This window comes from Argonema galeatum A003/A1 (genome assembly GCF_023333595.1).
Classification (GTDB): Bacteria; Cyanobacteriota; Cyanobacteriia; order Cyanobacteriales; family Aerosakkonemataceae; genus Argonema; species Argonema galeatum.
On sequence record NZ_JAIQZM010000028.1, the window covers coordinates 36,055 to 53,267 of the forward strand.

General features: G+C 45.5%; 10 protein-coding genes. 8 read left to right on the top strand and 2 right to left on the bottom strand.

Annotated elements, in window-relative coordinates:
• Window positions 1-140 precede the first annotated feature (140 nt).
• Entirely contained in the window at window positions 141-7,376 is a 7,236-nt protein-coding gene (locus LAY41_RS23805; protein ID WP_249103507.1) for an FG-GAP-like repeat-containing protein, read from the bottom strand.
• Window positions 7,377-8,408: 1,032 nt separating this feature from the next.
• Here LAY41_RS23805 and LAY41_RS23810 point away from each other — a divergent pair.
• The 4 genes from LAY41_RS23810 to LAY41_RS23825 all read left to right on the top strand — a co-directional run bounded on the left by LAY41_RS23810 (window position 8,409) and on the right by LAY41_RS23825 (window position 12,261).
• Window positions 8,409-8,906 (top strand): HNH endonuclease, encoded by a 498-nt coding sequence (locus tag LAY41_RS23810; protein ID WP_249103508.1) that lies wholly within the window; start codon window positions 8,409-8,411, stop codon window positions 8,904-8,906.
• Between the two features lie 219 nt (window positions 8,907-9,125).
• Window positions 9,126-10,397 carry a DHH family phosphoesterase gene (locus LAY41_RS23815; RefSeq protein WP_249103509.1) on the top strand — a complete coding sequence of 424 codons (1,272 nt, stop codon included), beginning with the start codon at window positions 9,126-9,128 and terminating at the stop codon, window positions 10,395-10,397.
• A gap of 126 nt (window positions 10,398-10,523) precedes the next feature.
• Window positions 10,524-11,024, top strand: a complete 501-nt coding sequence (gene sixA, locus LAY41_RS23820) for a phosphohistidine phosphatase SixA (protein ID WP_249103510.1) — start codon at window positions 10,524-10,526, stop codon at window positions 11,022-11,024.
• 100 nt (window positions 11,025-11,124) lie between these two features.
• Window positions 11,125-12,261, top strand: coding sequence for a citrate synthase (locus LAY41_RS23825; protein WP_249103511.1), 1,137 nt, complete (start codon window positions 11,125-11,127; stop codon window positions 12,259-12,261).
• 335 nt (window positions 12,262-12,596) lie between these two features.
• On the opposite strand, the gene LAY41_RS23830 is transcribed toward LAY41_RS23825, so the two are convergent.
• The gene (locus LAY41_RS23830; RefSeq protein ID WP_249103512.1) at window positions 12,597-13,049 is read right to left on the bottom strand and encodes a restriction endonuclease subunit R; all 453 of its coding nucleotides are present in this window, start codon (window positions 13,047-13,049) and stop codon (window positions 12,597-12,599) included.
• A 634-nt stretch (window positions 13,050-13,683) separates the two neighbouring features.
• Between LAY41_RS23830 and nuoH the strand changes: the two genes are divergently transcribed.
• The 4 genes from nuoH (at window position 13,684) to nuoK (ending at window position 17,063) form a co-directional block, all read left to right on the top strand.
• Window positions 13,684-14,802 carry an NADH-quinone oxidoreductase subunit NuoH gene (gene nuoH / locus LAY41_RS23835; protein WP_249103513.1) on the top strand — a complete coding sequence of 373 codons (1,119 nt, stop codon included), beginning with the start codon at window positions 13,684-13,686 and terminating at the stop codon, window positions 14,800-14,802.
• 81 nt (window positions 14,803-14,883) lie between these two features.
• Window positions 14,884-15,468, top strand: a complete 585-nt coding sequence (gene ndhI / locus LAY41_RS23840; RefSeq protein ID WP_249103514.1) for an NAD(P)H-quinone oxidoreductase subunit I — start codon at window positions 14,884-14,886, stop codon at window positions 15,466-15,468.
• A 151-nt stretch (window positions 15,469-15,619) separates the two neighbouring features.
• Window positions 15,620-16,264 carry an NADH-quinone oxidoreductase subunit J gene (locus tag LAY41_RS23845; protein WP_249103516.1) on the top strand — a complete coding sequence of 215 codons (645 nt, stop codon included), beginning with the start codon at window positions 15,620-15,622 and terminating at the stop codon, window positions 16,262-16,264.
• Between the two features lie 493 nt (window positions 16,265-16,757).
• On the top strand, window positions 16,758-17,063 hold the full coding sequence (nuoK, locus tag LAY41_RS23850; RefSeq protein WP_249103549.1) for an NADH-quinone oxidoreductase subunit NuoK: 306 nt from the start codon (window positions 16,758-16,760) through the stop codon (window positions 17,061-17,063).
• The last annotated feature ends 150 nt before the right edge of the window (window positions 17,064-17,213 follow it).

The following is a 17,213-nucleotide window of genomic DNA, read 5'->3' on the forward strand; positions in this document are numbered from 1 at the left end:
ATATTTAATAGTGAATGTTGGGTTACGACGCGGGAAAAGACTTATCTGTGAGCATTATTAAGTTAATTACCGCGTCTAACCCAACCTACCATTGTTTACATCTCAAATGGAAACACTATAGCGGAATGTGGGGTTTAATTTTAGGACAATGTGCTTGTTACACCCCGACCCTCAGCTATACCAAACTTCAGAAAATGTTCCATTCCACTATGGAAAACTCCTTTACTCACAGCCGCCGCCACATCCCGATTTTGATTCAGATACAAACTATTATCAAACAAAATGCTGGGGTTGCGACCTTCAAATATACCAAAATTGACAAACTGTTCAAAAGCATTGTGAAAAACACCTCGATTCACTGCTTCAGCAACATCCTGGTTCCAGGCTAAATAGAAAGTGGGATCGAAAGTTTCTGACACAATATTAAACCGGGTAAAAGGATCGCGATTTTCAGCCATACCAAATCGCATCAGGTGTTCGATTCCACTTTTAAAACTGCCTTGGCTTACCGCCTGTGCGACATCCTGATTTGCGGATATATAAAACTCATCTAATGGCATAAATTCAGGCGCAGGCGATCGCCCTTCAGCCATGCCATACTTCATAAAGTGTTCAAAACCGCTGTGGAATGCGCCTTTAGCAACAACTGCCGCCACATCGCTATTTTTGTTTAGATAGTCAGTGGCAAATATTGCACTGGGATTGCGACCTTCAGCGTAACCAAATTGGCTGAAATGTGCTAAAGCATCGGCAAAAAGTTTATTAGCAATAGCATCTGCTACATCCGGGTTTTGTTGGAGATAAAAGTCGCTATCGAACAGGTGAGTAGAGTCGAACTTAGGTAAATGATTGATAATTGGAACAGCCGGAACGCCTGGAATACGGGCTGTTTGAATTTTGGTATTTAAAGCCGATCCAGTATTTTCAGCAATTAGCTCGTTGATTGATTTTGTGCCAGATGCCGCTGCTTTGAAGTCTAAAGTTATTTCACCTAGCGCTACTTTTTGCACGCGAGCAATTTGTTGTTGAATTGAATCAGGCGCGGTAGTGGCGACAATCTTATCGATGCGTTGATTTACCTGTGCCATGACGTTAGCAGATGAGGCGATAAATTCGCTATTTACCACAGGATTAAACGTGGAAGACAACTGTTTTGCCTTATTGACAGACGCCTCAATAATTACTGCCAATTGTTCGGGATTACTGAAATCTAGGATAACACCAGATTCAATTTGATTGACGATCGCACTCACAACCCCCTGTACGGTATCATTTTTAGCAGCGGCAACCCCTTGCGGTTGTCCGAAAGCCCCATCAATTATAGCTTTAGTCTCCGTGATGAAGTTTTGCACCTTCACCATTGCTGCCAAAACTTCCACTCCACCAGGTTCCTTATTATTGGTGGCAGCGATCGGATCTAAACTGGTAAGATTTACATCAGATGGCAGAGACAGGGCCGCTTTCACTTGGGACTCTGCTTCGTCGGGGTTCATACCGCGATCGAGCAATTCTGTCACCATACTGGTTAATAAAGTTACCACACTGGCATAGGGTGGTGCAGTAAGAGGCGTTTCCAAAGGCAATCCCGTAGCGGTATCAGTACCACCATTAGCGACAAAATTACCTTCTTCTGGGTCGAATTGACCGTTATTATTGGTATCGAAATTTGGAGAAATGTCTAGCTGATAAGCACCCGAACTATCAGTTTTTGTGGATGGTTCGTCGCGATCGATTACACCATTTTTGTTGGCATCAAAGAAGATGGTAGAACCAGCAATGTAACCATCTATAACCCATCCGCTACCGCTTTTATCAATCCTAAAAATTTGGTTTGCACTGGCACCCCAAGGGTCTGTAGCAGTTAACTTCACGTAGGAGTATTGCCAATTGTTTGGAGGAGTAGAAACCTGATTGAAGGTGATATTATTAGTGTTGGAGTTAAAGGAGAATTGCAACCAACTGGGTAAAGGTTCACCGTTATTTTGAGTTGCTGTGTAAGTCAAGCGATCGCCATCAGGGTCAGTGTATACATTAGAGATAGTTACTGCTCCATTTGTAGGATAACGGAACGAATTATGCAGATGAATTATCTCTTGCGGTGGACTGTTAAACGGTTCGTTATCCGCAATGGTAACTGTGCCACTGTTAGCGTTACCTATTGTGTAAGCGCTATTAGCAGCTAAGGTAAGAATTGCTGTTTCACTACCTTCTCTCAAACTATCATCGATAACGTTAATCGGTAAGTTGATGCTAGTTTGACCGGCTGGAATGACGATATTGCCGGGAAGATTGTTGTAATCAGTGCCTTTGGTAGCAGTTCCCCCAGTAGTGTAGTTAACTGTCAGTGAGTTAGCGGTGTTACCTGTACGAGTAATAGTGAATTGTCCGGGATTAGGTGTTTGTCCGTTAACTACTTCCGCAGCATTGGCATCTGTAGCGCTGATAGTGACGACGCTGGGTGGAGCGGCGGTAATCAAAGTGTAGTTACCTGTATCGCCGCCATTGAAACTGGTAACTCTCACCAGATAATTGATACCAGGTTGCACAGTGAGAGAAAGTTGGGAGTTACGACCTTCGCCACTGTCATCATCAGAGGTAATTTCTTGACCCGTATCTGCATTGATTACTTGCAGATAAGTATCGAATGAGGGGGCATTAAGGTTGATTTGAATCGTCTGTCCAGGAGTCACCCCAACCAAACGATAATCATCTTTATACCTGCCAGAACGGGTGGGGTTATTGGGGTCAGCGCTACTCAATGTCGCATTTAGGGTTTGACTGCCATTAATTGTGGGGATAGCAATTGCGGGTTCATTGTCAGCAATAGTAACAGTAGCACTGTTGGCATTACCGAGATTGTAAGTACTATTGCCAATTAAGGTAAGAGAAACTACTTCATCACCTTCTGCTTGGTTATCGTCGATAACATTAATCGGCAAATTAGCGCTGCTAGCACCTGCTGGAATGGTAAAGCTGCTGGCGAGAGAGTTGTAATCTTGACCATTGGTGGCAGTTCCCCCACGGGTGTAGTTAACTGTCAGGGAATTAGCGGTACTACCAGTACGAGAAACGGTAAATTGTCCGGGGTTAGGTGTTTGTCCGCTAACAACTTCGGCAGCATTAGCATCTGTGGCGCTGATATTAACAGTGGGTGGAGTTGGGATACTGGTAATTAAGCTGTAGTTGCCTGTCGCACCGCTACGATAACTGGTGACTCGCGCTAAGTAATTAACATTTGGTTGTACTGTGAAAGTGAGTTGGGAGTTGAGTCCGTTGTAGTCATCGTTAAAGGCAATTACATCACCCGTATCTTCATTCACCAATTGTAAGTAAGCATCAAATGGCGCATTCAGATTGAGTTGCACCTGTTGTCCCACCGTTACACCATTCAGGCGATAATCATCTCGGAAACTGCCAGTACGGGTAGGATTATTGGGGTCGGTGTTAATTAAGTTGCTGTTGATGGTTTGGGGAACGTTAATCGTGTCGGCAATAAAGACAGTAGCGTTGTTAGTAGAACCAATGTTGTAGGCATTATTCGGAGTAATCGTCACTGTCGCCGTTTCACTACCTTCTACCAGATTGTCATTGATGATATTAATCGGTAGTGTAGCTGTAGATTGATTTGCTCCAAATGTAATGCTACCGGGAAGATTGTTGTAATCAGTGCTATTGGTGGCAGTTCCCCCTGTAGTGTAGTTAACTGTTACTGGTGTGGATAAGTTGCCAGTGCGAGTTAAGGTGAAAAGTCCTGAGTCGGGTTGTCCGTTAACTACTTCGGCAGCATTGGCATCTGTGTAACTGTTAGTAGTAATGCTAACTGTTGATGGGGTTGAGTTGGCAACAGTAAAACTTCCTGCTGTGGCAAAAGGTGAACCCGCCCAAGCAGTATCAATTGCTTGTACACTCCAGTAATAACTTTGTCCGGGAGTTAAATTGTTCAGTTGCCAACTGGTTTTCAGGTTGGTATTGCCCAGTTGGGGTACTTGCCGATAACCCGTGTTGAGAGACATCGGGGCAAAAACATCGTTACCGCCAGGAGTAGTGCCGACTCGCAGGTTATAGCCTAAACCAGTGGTGGGAGTTTGAGCATCAGTCGCCGGATTCCAATTTAAGGTGACTGCTGTGCCAGAAATTGTGGACGATAGCCCCGTGGGTGTAGTGGGTGGAGTGTTGGCAGTCAGGGCGTTGTTGCGGTAGATTTTGGCGATGAAATCGTAGGCTGAATCGCCCCCCGTAAGTAGGATATCCAATTTGCCATCATTGTCGTAATCTCCCCAGGCGGCGGAACCGCGAATAACACTAGGCAATCCGGCATTGATGTCGGTAAACCCACTACCCGTGTTGCGATACACTTTGGCGATGAAGCCTGAATTAGTTTCGCCCGTAAGTAGGATATCCAATTTGCCATCATTGTCGTAATCTCCCCAGGCAACTGAACTGCCGTAAACACCAGTCAGTCCGGCATTGATGTCGGTAAAGCCACTGCCTGTATTGCGGTACACTTTGGCGATGTAGCCTGAATTAGTGTAGCCCGTGAGTAGGATATCCAATTTGCCATCATTGTCGTAATCTCCCCAGGCAACCGAACTGCCGTAAACACCAGTCAACCCGGCATTAATGTCAGTAAAGGGCGTGGTTGCATCATCATTACTAATCGTCAAAATCGCAGTATTCTGACTGCCAATGGTTGCCCCACCTGTAACACTTCCAGAAATTAACTCCAAATTGACCGTTTCATCTGGTTCAACGGTAGTATCGCCATTGATGGGAATAACTACTGTCTTAGCCGCAGTATCTCCATCGGCAAAGTTAACAGTAATCGGAAAGGCATTATTGTTGTAATCATTTGCGTCAGCAGTACCCGCATTATTTGGATTAACTCTTACTTGCACGCTTACTGCGCCACTGCTACCACCTGTGCGATTAACGGTAACTACTGTAGAGTTAACAAACGTGCCGCTATTCCCTTCTGGTACGCTGAAATTAGCCGCAGTGAATTGCAAAGTACCTGGTTGAGGCGCAGTATCATCATTATTAATCGTAGTCGTAGCACTACTATTGGAAATAGTCGGAGTCAGCCCAGGTGCTACCGGATTCGATAAATTAACAATGACTGTTTCATCTGGTTCAAATGCCGTATCACCAACAACATTCATCGTGATAGTTTTCTGGATTTCACCTGGAGCAAAGTTAATCGTGCCAGTTGTAGAAGTTGCCCCAGAAGTTCCGCCAATATTGTTGTAATCGCTGTTATTAGTAGCAGTACCAGCAATTGCAAAATCTACCGAACTTGCCGCATCAATCCCGCCACCACGACTAACCGTGAAAGTCAGAGGATTGCTACCGCTATTACCTTCGGAAATACTAACAACACCAGCACTAATGCCATAATTAATTCCATCATTCGCCGCAATAGTTAGGGTGGTTTGTTTGGTCGTACCCACAGCAGCACCAGTAATATTGCCCAAACTGAGAACTACCGTTTCATCGGTTTCAGGAATATTATCAGGTTTGATAGTAACGGCAATATTTTTAGTTAAATCATTGCCCGTAGCACCTGCGACGAAAACAACAGAATTAGTAGAAAGAGTGTAATCGTTACCTGCGCCTTCTATGGCTGTGCTGGTAGCGTTAATTGTGATTGGTACTGTCACATCAGCCGTAGGAGTAGCGCTGAGAGTAATGGGAATATTAACTACTGCATCGCTGCTTCCTTCTGTACCTGAATAAGTCGCCGCACCAAAATTCACCACAGGTGAATTGTTGAGCAGAACAGAGACATCTCTGGAACTAAAATTCGCTGCTGCTATATCCAGCAAACCATCTCGATTAAAATCGCCAACAGTAACTCCTTGGGGTTCTGTCCCGACGCTATAGTTGGAAGCAGCACCAAAGCTACCTTTTCCATCTCCCAATATCACAGAAACATTGCCAGATTGATTATTTGCTGTCACTAAATCGAGTTTTCCATCTCCGTCCAAATCACCATTAGCTATGTAAAGTGGCTGTGTCGCGACGCCAAAATAGGAAGGACTACCAAAATTACCCGCGCCATCTCCTAATAGAACGGCAACGTTGTTATCATTCAAATTTGCAGTAGCTAAATCAAGCTTGCCGTCTGAGTTGAAGTCACCTACAGTAATTACTCTAGGAGTTGTCACTAAGCTCAAGTTAGTAGCAGGATTAAAACTCCCATCGCCTTTACCTAACAAAATAGAAATGTCGTTGGAACCATAGTTTGCTGTCGCTAAGTCAGATTTACCGTCTCCATTAAAATCAGCTACAGCTACAGAAAAAGATGTTAATCCCGTACTAAAGCTGGTAGCAGCATTAAAGCTACCATCGCCTTTCCCCAACAAAATGGAAACATCGTTAGAGGTGTTGTTTGATGTGACTAAATCAGCTTTCCCGTCTGCATTAAAATCACCTACAGCTATAGAAGATGGCCTGTTCCCAGTGTTAAAGTTGGTGATAGCACCAAAAGTACCCGTACCATCCCCTAACATGATGGAAATTTTGTTAGTTTGTAGGCTAGCTGAGGCGATGTCAGATTTGCCGTCTCCGTTGAAGTCTGCTACAGTAACCGTAAGGGTTTCTGGGTCTACAGTTAAGTTATTGGTTGTACCGAAAGTACCCGTACCTGTTCCTAACAAAACGGAGAGGGTGTTGAAAGTGCTGGCTGCAACTAAATCGAGTTTGCTATCTCCGTTTAAGTCTGCTGTTACGACGGAACGAAGACTAATTACTGCTGGATAATTGGTGGCTGGTGCGAAACCAAAAAGAATGGAATTGTAACCCGCCATTGTTTCGGATCGAAACGCTAACGGTGCTTCAATTGTTCCGGTTTTCGCTTCTAAATTCCAGTCACCGCCTAATGCTTTACTTCCAGTTAAATTATCGGAAGCGGCGATATCTGCATCGGTTATCTGACTGAGATTTTGGATGAAGGAAGTTCCTTTTTCTCCGGCTGCAACATTGCAACCATATAGGAGAATATCAGCATCCGGTGTCAGCGCATTTTTCCACTGTTCCAAAGAGGTGCGATATTGATTCAGGTTGTCTAAATCCAGGTGCGCCGTTCCCAATTGCAAGCTACCTTCGTCGCCGTGAGAAATGATGTGGGCGCTACTGATTTCTGTGCGACTGGCTAAGATTTGGGTGATTTGTTCTATTCCATCTCGCGTGGGGTCGAGGAGTACGATTTCAGTGTTGGGAACTATTCCAGCAACTAGGTTTTGGTAATTTTCGACTGTGCGATCAATAAAGGCGATATTTTTGATGGCTGCGGTTTGATTAAATGATTGAAAATTTCCCTGCATATTAATCAAGTATGAATTTTGATTAATTGCCAATGGGTTATCATCAGAAAACATCCTGGTACCTTCAGAGAGTTCCATAAGTTTGTTAATTTTGTTTTTGGTTAAAAAGTCTTAAACGGTTGTTTGGTATAAATGCACTACTAAATGATTTATACCCTGAGTCTTCTTAATTAGCCAGTGCTGATTGCTATCTCAACAATGCTCCTAGCTCCTAGTCTGCTGTATCAAACTCTAAATTGGATCGAGTATTTACAATACTTTACACAACTATTAAATATTGGCGGTGAAGTTACTAAAAAATGTTAGTGCAATGTTAGTGCAATGTTAGTTCAATGTTAGTTTAATGTATAAGTTATGTATGCGTTAGGTATGATTTTTGAGGATGCGATCGCAAACATAGTTCAACTCTGGACGGCAAATTCTTACAAACAACACAGATTTTTTCAAAAGCAAAAACATAACCTCCCTGACTCATTAGCAATTTATAAGCCGCCCATTGGCTTGGTTCGGGAGCTAAATTTATTTCCAAATCCCTTACGGAGTAACCTTTTCCCTCTCCCCTCTTCCCTAGCCCCTCTTCCCTAGCCCCTCTTCCCTAGCCCCTAGCTATACCATCAGCGGCTGCAAGCCAAGCCGCTGTAACCCGGAATTAGATAACTTCGAGCGACTGGGGCTCGGTAGGGTTCGTCAGTCGCGAGTTTCGGGGTTATATGCTCTATTTCAATATGGTAAATTGATGGTACTGGGTAAGCCGGGAGCGGGGAAAACTACGTTTTTACATTAGACCTCTCCAAAAAAGAATGTAGAGACGTTGCATGCAACGTCTCTACGAGGGTTACAGGTAACGCACCTTTAATTTCTGGAGAAGTCTAATAGACCTCTCCAAAAAAGAATGTAGAGACGTTGCATGCAACGTCTCTACGAGGGTTACTCCCCCACTCTCCCCTTCCCTAGCCCCAATCCCTTCTTGACTTTTGACTTTTGACTTTTGACTTTTGACTTTTCTGCCCCCCACTCCCCAGACTAACTATTTCTGGCGTGCGGACTATAATTTTGACATAGAAAACTTTTATCTATCGATCTCCAATGGGCAAGGTTCTGGTGTTAAATGCCTCCTACGAACCGCTCAACATTACCAGCTGGCGGCGAGCGGTCATTCTCCTGATTAAGGGTAAGGCAGAGCGGGTCGAACACAACGGCAAGTACATATATTCGGATTTTCCCCTTCCAACGGTGATTAGGCTACGTCATTACGTCCGGGTTCCTTATAAAGAAATTCCTCTTACCCGCCGTAATATACTGCACCGTGACAGCCATAGCTGTCAATATTGTAGTTACACTGGCGACGATTTAACTTTAGACCATGTGCTACCCCGATCGCGCGGCGGTGGCGATAGCTGGGAAAATATGGTAACGGCTTGTGTCCGTTGCAATATCAGAAAAGGGAACCGGACACCTGTGGAAGCGAATATGATTTTACGGAATACCCCCCGTAAGCCGTATAGCAGTCTATACTTTGAAGTCGCTAAACACCTAAAGAGCGGGACGCATCAGGAGTGGCGAAAATATGTCATCGGTATATAACAAACCTGCACCAGTCTTGCGTGCAGGTTTTTTTGTATGAAAGGGTTTCGGGACTTCTACCTAGAGAAATGTCCCATTGGAGGGTATGTAGAATCCGGATTTTTTTGCGAAGATCTTAAGTAGTAGCAATTTACTCTCAACTGACTGGCTACTGCCCCAAGCAAGCATAGCCACAAAACCTGGATTTACTTGATTAACACACCATTCGCATCTTCCGATATGAAATCTCGTTCGCTCCAGCCGCTTGACCCTTTGACTTTAGCAGCAGAGCCGCGACCTACAGAGGCCAACGCGGACACAGCCTCTGTAGAATCTCCCGCGATGAAGCGTCCGGTAACGGCGCTGAGTGAAGCTGTCAACGAACAGACTAAGCGTTCCCCCAATCCGTTCGGTCAAAAGGTCGAAGCTTTGCGGCAAACCCTGGAGCGACACCGGAACGAACACCAGCTAATTATTGTACAAGACTTCCCAGACCCGGATGGCTTATCCTCTGCTTGGACGTATAAGTTGATTGCCCAGCAATACGATATTCGCTGCGAAATAGTTTACGGTGGTACCCTGAGTCACCAAGAAAATATTGCGCTGGTCAAACTGACAAATTTACCAGCAGAACGCTGGACACCTCAGACAATCAAGAGTAAAAATTTGTCGGAGTATCAGGGTTTGGTTTTGGTTGATAATCAAGGCACTACCAGCCAGTTAATGCCTTTCTTACAAGGTATACCGACAACGGTAGTCATCGACCATCACAAACAGCAAGGCAACCTTGAGGCTGAGTTTGCGGATATTCGGCCTTCTATACGAGCAACTGCCACGATTTTGACGCAATACTTGCAAGCAGGGTTGCTCAACCTGGACAGTAGTGTGAGCGAACACATAAAGTGTGCCACGTCTCTGATGCACGGCTTGCGATCGGATACTAACGCCCTCAGACAAGCACAGGAAGATGAGTTTCTCGCCGCTGCCTATCTGAGCCGATTCTATGACGCTCAGTTGCTTGAGGCTATCCTACAGACGAATCGCTCTAAGCGAGTCATGGATGCGATCGAGCGCAGTCTCAAAAACCGCACCGTGCAAAATAACTTTTCCATTGCTGGCGTCGGCTATCTGCGCTACGACAACCGAGATGCCATCCCCCAAGCAGCTGACTTCTTAGTGACGGAAGAAAACGTCCACACGGCGGTCGTATACGGTATCGTTCACAACGAAGATGAAGAAATAGAATTGGTGATTGGGTCTCTGCGAACCACCAAGCTTACCCTCGACCCCGATGAATTCCTCAAAGAAGCGTTTGGTCAAGATAAGCAAGGACGCTTTTTTGGCGGCGGACGCATGATGGCTGGTGGCTTTGAAATCCCGATCGGTTTCTTGGGCGGCAGCAACGAGAACTCGGATTACGCCAAGCTGAAGTGGGAAGTTTTCGATACCCAAATTAAGCAAAAGCTCCTAAAGTTGATTAACCCTACCCACGATCCGATCGAAAGCGAATAACAAAGGAAATGGGCTCTACGCTATTTGAGCAGAGTGGGAGAGTGGGAGAGTGGGAGAGTGGGAGAGCAGAAAAGAAATAAAAATGTTCTTAAATGAACAAAAGCATAGCAACTCCGAAAGAGCAAAATGGTAGAACTGTACTTAATCCGTCACGGCATAGCTGCTGAACCTGAAGAATACCCCAATGACGCCGATCGCCCGCTTACAGATGAGGGCAAGCGCAAAACTCGGAAAGTAGCTGCCAGACTCTCCGAGTTAAATCTCCGTTTCGATCTGATTCTCTCCAGTCCTCTGGTTCGCGCTCGCCAAACCGCCGATATTCTCAAAACAGCCAAGCTGAGTGACCAACTGGAAGAATCGATCGACCTCGCTTCTGACGGCGATATGGAAGCTTGGCTAAGCTGGTTTGAGCAATGGCGACAAAAAGGTGACTCGACGCTAGCATTGGTCGGTCATCAACCAAATTTGGGGAATTGGGCAGAAATCTTGATTTGGGGAGAGGCTCGCGGGCGTTTGGTCGTCAAAAAAGGTGGTGCTCTAGGTTTAACCCTTCCCGGAACTGGTTCGCCAGTGGGTCGCAGCCAGTTATTTTGGCTGGCATCCCCCAAGTTCCTGTTCGTACCTTAATATATGGTTCTGTTAAGGATTTTTGTGCAGTCTGCAACAGCACGCAAGTTTCTGGTAAGTTAGCCTGATAGATATTTCACATAGCGCTAACGGTAAAGTTATGACTCTCTGCGAGTATAAGCCAGGTCTAGAAGGCATTCCTGCTGCCCAATCCAGCGTTAGCTACGTCGATGGACAGCTAGGTATCTTGGAATATCGGGGAATCCGCATCGAAGAACTCGCAGAAAAAAGTACCTTTCTGGAAACCTCGTATCTCTTAATTTGGGGTGTACTTCCTACCAAAGAAGAACTCGAAGCCTTTGAGCATGAAATTCGCTACCATCGACGGATAAAATATCGCATTCGGGACATGATGAAATGCTTTCCCGAAAGCGGACATCCGATGGACGCCCTGCAAGCCTCAGCAGCCGCATTAGGCTTGTTCTATTCCCGAAGAGACCTACATAACCCGGCTTATATCCGAGGAGCCGTGGTGCGCTTGTTGGCGAAGATTCCCACGATGGTGGCAGCTTTCCAACTGATGCGTAAAGGTAATGACCCCGTGCAGCCCCGCGATGATTTGGGCTACTCGGCTAATTTTCTGTATATGCTGAACGAGCAGGAACCAGATCCGCTCACAGCTCGGATTTTCGATATCTGCCTAACGCTCCATGCAGAACATACGATGAATGCTTCCACATTCTCATCGAGGGTGACTGCTTCGACTTTGACAGACCCCTACGCAGTGATGGCTTCAGCTGTAGGCACTTTGGGTGGCCCGCTGCATGGTGGGGCAAATGAAGAAGTCATCTCAATGTTGGAAGAAATTGGTTCGGTGGAAAATGTCCGCCCTTTCTTGGACTCGCGCCTGGAACGCAAAGCCAAAATTATGGGTTTTGGACACCGAGTCTACAAGGTGAAAGATCCACGGGCGACTATCCTCCAGTATCTAGCGGAGCAGTTGTTTGAAAAGTTCGGGCACGATAAGTACTACGACATTGCGGTGGAGTTGGAAAAGGCTGTAGAAGAGAAACTGGGTCAAAAAGGGATTTACCCGAATGTAGATTTCTACTCTGGCCTGGTTTACAGAAAGATGGGCATTCCCATCGATTTGTTTACGCCAATTTTTGCGATCGCTCGCGTCGCCGGTTGGTTAGCCCACTGGAAAGAACAGATCGAAGAAAACCGCATCTACCGTCCCACTCAAGTCTATACCGGACTGCACGAAGCTTCTTACATACCGATCGAGCAACGCTAGAACACCCAAAGAAACCCGGTTTCTGGCATAAAAATTTGTAGGGTGGGTGGCAAAGAGGGACGATAATTTCAAAACACAAACAAGTAACGAAAGTTGCTAGTTATTGTAAAAACCCGGTTTCTGTGGGTGATTTTATCATTAACTGCGACTGGCAAACACAAGAAACCGGGTTTTTAGATCTCAAAGTTTTCTAAGTAGCAACTTGCGTAAGTAGTTGAGTTCCCTCGCCTTCACCCACCATTCCCCTTTAAACTGCCAATTGATATCAAATCCGTCTGCGTCGGAATTGTTCGTTTTTCCCCTCTGCCCCTCTGCCCCTCTGCGGCCATAATGATTCAGACACAACCGGAAACGATATAAGCCAGGATTTGAGCCAGTCCCGCTTCGATCGAAAACGCCGCTTTTTTGGATTCAATCACCATAACCCAAAACTGCTCCTGTAAAACTAAGGTATCGAGACTCCCTCTAATCAAAGTGCCTTCATCTTCCGATAAAATTTCCACAGATTTTTCGGCTTTGAAGTCAAAGGGAGAAAGGTAAAATTCCCCAATAAATAAGAGAGGAGAAACGATCGCCATATTGATTGGCTTTTCTAGAAGAGGCGGTTTTTTAATTAAATTGAAGTAACCCGCTTTCACTCGATCTAAAAGTTGCTTCTGCCAATCGCTGATTTCTGGCAAATTTTCTTGCCACTCCCTGAAGAAGTCTTCAGAGTCAACGAACTGAAGGCGGAAGAGCCTTTCGAGTTCATCTAGGGTAACGTCCTTAGCTTGGATAATTTGGCTCATAGCTATGGAGTAATTTTTATTTTTTTCGTTCTTGATGATTCCAACTTTCAGGAGTTACGGAACGTATTGCAGAAGATTATGCGGGGTTTTGACACTCTCAGGGCTAAAGCCGTACTGCCGTTAGGACTTAAACCTAACCGTTGTTTCACAGGAGCCGGGATTTCTCCGTTACTAGGATGCTTCAAAACGTAGATAGTTATTCCTACTCGTCACTCAATCCTAGCACGAAAAAACCAATGCGGTTTTAACCGCTTGCGTTGTTTTTCCACGAGCGCGAAGAGAGCGACTGAGTTTCCAAACATCCCATATTTTCTTATGAGGATAAGTTTAATTTTATTGCTTAATCAACTGCTGTTGTAAGTTGGGACACCGATTCGTAGGGTAAGATGCTCAAGGGAACCCACCTGTAATGGATGAATCCCCCATCATCCCTACTTTATCAGCCCACCTCTGGGCAAACTATAAAGCAGCCCCAATGGTTGCCATAAGCAGAAATTCTCGTTTGTTGCCCAAGGCTGGATTCCGTGCAACGATATACTATCGAGTGGAGCCGTAAAAAAATCTTCACAAACTCATAGACCGATTAGACACGGTTGGTTGGGTTCTGCCTCAATAACTACTCGTATCGGCAAACATGAACTCAGGAATTGACCTGCAAGAAATCTTTATTAAATCCCTCATGGATTTGGGCCTCCCACCAGGTGCCGCCAAGGCAATTTGGTTGCCCCTACCAATGTTCCTGATGATTATTGGTGCAACGGTAGGAGTGCTGGTAACAGTCTGGCTGGAACGAAAAATTTCGGCAGCCGCACAGCAGCGCATTGGCCCGGAATACATGGGGCCTTTTGGGGTGCTGGCACCTGTAGCGGATGGCATGAAGCTCGTCTTTAAAGAAGATATCCTGCCAGCACAGTCGGATAGGCTTCTCTTCACCCTCGGCCCAGTCCTCGTCGTCATCCCAGTGTTTCTGTCCTACTTGATCGTGCCTTTCGGACAGAACCTGGTAATTACAGACATCGGCACAGGCATATTTTTGTGGGTGGCCCTATCTAGCATTGCCCCAATTGGCCTGCTGATGGCGGGTTATTCCTCTAACAACAAGTACTCCTTGTTGGGCGGCTTGCGGGCTGCTGCACAGTCGATCAGTTATGAAATTCCCCTGTCGCTGTCGGTGCTGGCGATCGTTATGATGTCAAATAGCCTCAGCACGATCGACATCGTACAGCAGCAATCAGGATACGGTATTCTCAGCTGGAACATCTGGCGTCAACCATTCGGATTGATCGTATTCTGGATTTGCGCCCTGGCAGAATGCGAACGGCTACCCTTTGACTTGCCAGAAGCCGAAGAAGAGATCGTAGCAGGCTATCAGACCGAATATTCCGGCATGAAATTCGCTCTCTTCTACCTGAGTTCCTACGTCAACCTCGTTCTTTCTGCCCTACTTTTCTCCGTACTGTACCTGGGAGGCTGGAATTTCCCCATTTCCATCGATTTGTTAGCCAACTTGTTGGGGGTAAGTGAAACAGACCCCTGGTTGCAGATTATCACCGCCTCGCTGGGCATCACCATGACCCTTCTCAAAGCTTACTTCCTCGTCTTTCTAGCTGTTCTCCTGCGCTGGACAGTACCTCGCGTCAGGATTGACCAGTTGCTAGATTTAGGGTGGAAGTTCCTGCTACCAGTCTCTTTGGCGAACCTGCTGCTAACCGCTGCCCTTAAGCTGGTATTTCCCTTTGCTTTCGGCGGCTAAATCAATTTTAGATTTTAGATTTGAGATGGAAAACAAAATCTAAAATCTAAAATCTACAATTTCCACTCTGAGTGAGACACGATGCTAAAGTTCCTCAAACAAGTTGGCGATTACGCCAAAGAAGCAGTACAAGCCGGTAAATATATAGGTCAAGGTTTGTCTGTTACCTTTGACCACATGAGCCGTCGTCCGATTACGGTGCAGTATCCCTACGAAAAACTCATCCCCTCCGAGCGTTTTAGGGGGCGCATTCACTTTGAGTTTGATAAGTGCATCTCCTGCGAAGTTTGCGTCCGGGTTTGCCCGATCAACCTGCCAGTAGTAGATTGGGAATTCAACAAAGAAACTAAAAAGAAACAGCTCAAGCACTACAGTATTGACTTCGGAGTTTGTATCTTTTGCGGCAATTGCGTGGAATTTTGTCCCACCAACTGTCTGTCTATGACAGAAGAGTACGAGCTTTCCACCTACGAACGTCACGAATTGAACTATGACAACGTGGCGCTGGGCCGTTTGCCGTATAAAGTAACGAATGACCCGATGGTGACGCCGCTGCGCGAACTGGTTTACCTGCCTAAGGGGGTTATGGACCCTCACGGAGTGCCGGACACCGATCGTCGGGCTGGTCAGCTGCCAGAGGAAATTCTGGAAAAATCGGAAAAATAGCGATCGTTGGTCATTGGGAAATTTCAGATTTCAGATTTCAGATTTCAGATTTTAAATTGTCAATTCAAAATAAATTTGAAATCTGCAATTCTTCAATTTTAAATTTCCCAATGACTGATGACTAATGACTAATGACTAAGGACAAAAAACTGTGGATCTAGCGCAAGGGGTTCAGATTGTTTCGTTTGCCCTGCTGAGTTTGATGATGATTTCAGCCGCCTTGGGTGTCGTGCTGCTCAATAACATTGTCTACTCCGCTTTCTTGTTGGGAGGGGTATTTATCAGCATCGCTGGATTGTACATTCTGCTTAATGCTGACTTTGTGGCAGCCGCACAGGTGCTGATTTATGTGGGGGCAGTAAACGTTTTGATTTTGTTTGCCATCATGCTGGTGAACAAGCGCGAAGATTTTACTCCTCTTTCTAATGCTTGGCTTCGTAAGGGGGCAACGGCATTAGTCTGTGCTGGTTTGTTTGTGCTATTAAGCACGATGGTTTTAGCAACTCCCTGGTCTGCTTCAACGGCAAGCGTCCCTACCACAGAAAGTTCAATTGTGCGAATTGGGCAGCATTTCTTTACTGACTTTTTGCTACCTTTTGAGTTGGCATCGGTGCTGTTGTTGATCGCAATGGTGGGTGCGATTATTTTGGCGCGGCGCGAATACTTGCCGGAAGTATTGCAGACACCGAACGTACAGCCACAAGTTTTGACTTTGCCGGAGCGTCCCAGGGAATTGGTGCCCGCAGTCAGCGACTCATCTACCCTTACTAGCACTAAGGGCGATCGCAACAAATAGTGTCGGGAATGGGGAATTTTAGATTTTGAATTAAAGAATTGAAATTAAATCTGCAATCTTAAATTTAAAATCTTTACTAATTCCCCTTTCCTTCCTCATAAATTTGAAATCTGCCATCTCATACCAAATCCGCAAGCCTTGACCCCTTTTTTACCCGACGACTAAAGCGCGGGCTTCAAGAAAAAGACGACTAAAGTCGCGACTACACAAACAAAGCCCGCCGGCGCGGGCTTCAAGAAAAACCGGCGCAGTCTTCAAGAAAAAGGGCGTAGTTAACCAGGATTTGGGATAAAATTTACAGGGGTTCCCGCTGTTATGAGGTGCAAAAGTAAGGGCGAAGCATTCCGGTAATTAACTTATTGGTTATATGCAGAGGTTAATTACCGGAATGCTTCGCCCCTACCCCCCAACTTAAAATGTACTCTATTACAGCGGGAACTGCTATAAAATTTACCATTGATTGACCAATTCGCTAACAAGAGGGTTCATGCAACTGCAACTTCAATATTTTCTACTATTAGGAGCCGCCCTGTTCTGCATCGGCATTTATGGTTTGATTACCAGCCGCAATGCCGTTCGGGTACTGATGTCTATTGAACTGCTGCTGAATGCAGTGAATCTTAATTTCATGGGGTTTTCCAATTTCCTAGACCCACAAGAAATCAAAGGCCAAGTGTTTACGGTGTTTGTGATCACTGTGGCTGCTGCTGAAGCAGCAGTAGGTCTGGCAATTGTGCTTTCGATTTACCGCAATCGCGATACGGTAGATATGGAGCAATTTAATTTACTGAAGTGGTGAATTTTGGCAAGTGCTAATGGCTAATTGTTAAAATGAATTAATTAGAATTAGCCTTGTTTGAGTAAGTAGGTCAGCGCAAATAAATCATTATTGGCACGTAGTTGCGCTTCAGCGCGGCATCGCAACTACGTACCAAATCCAGAAGTTTTA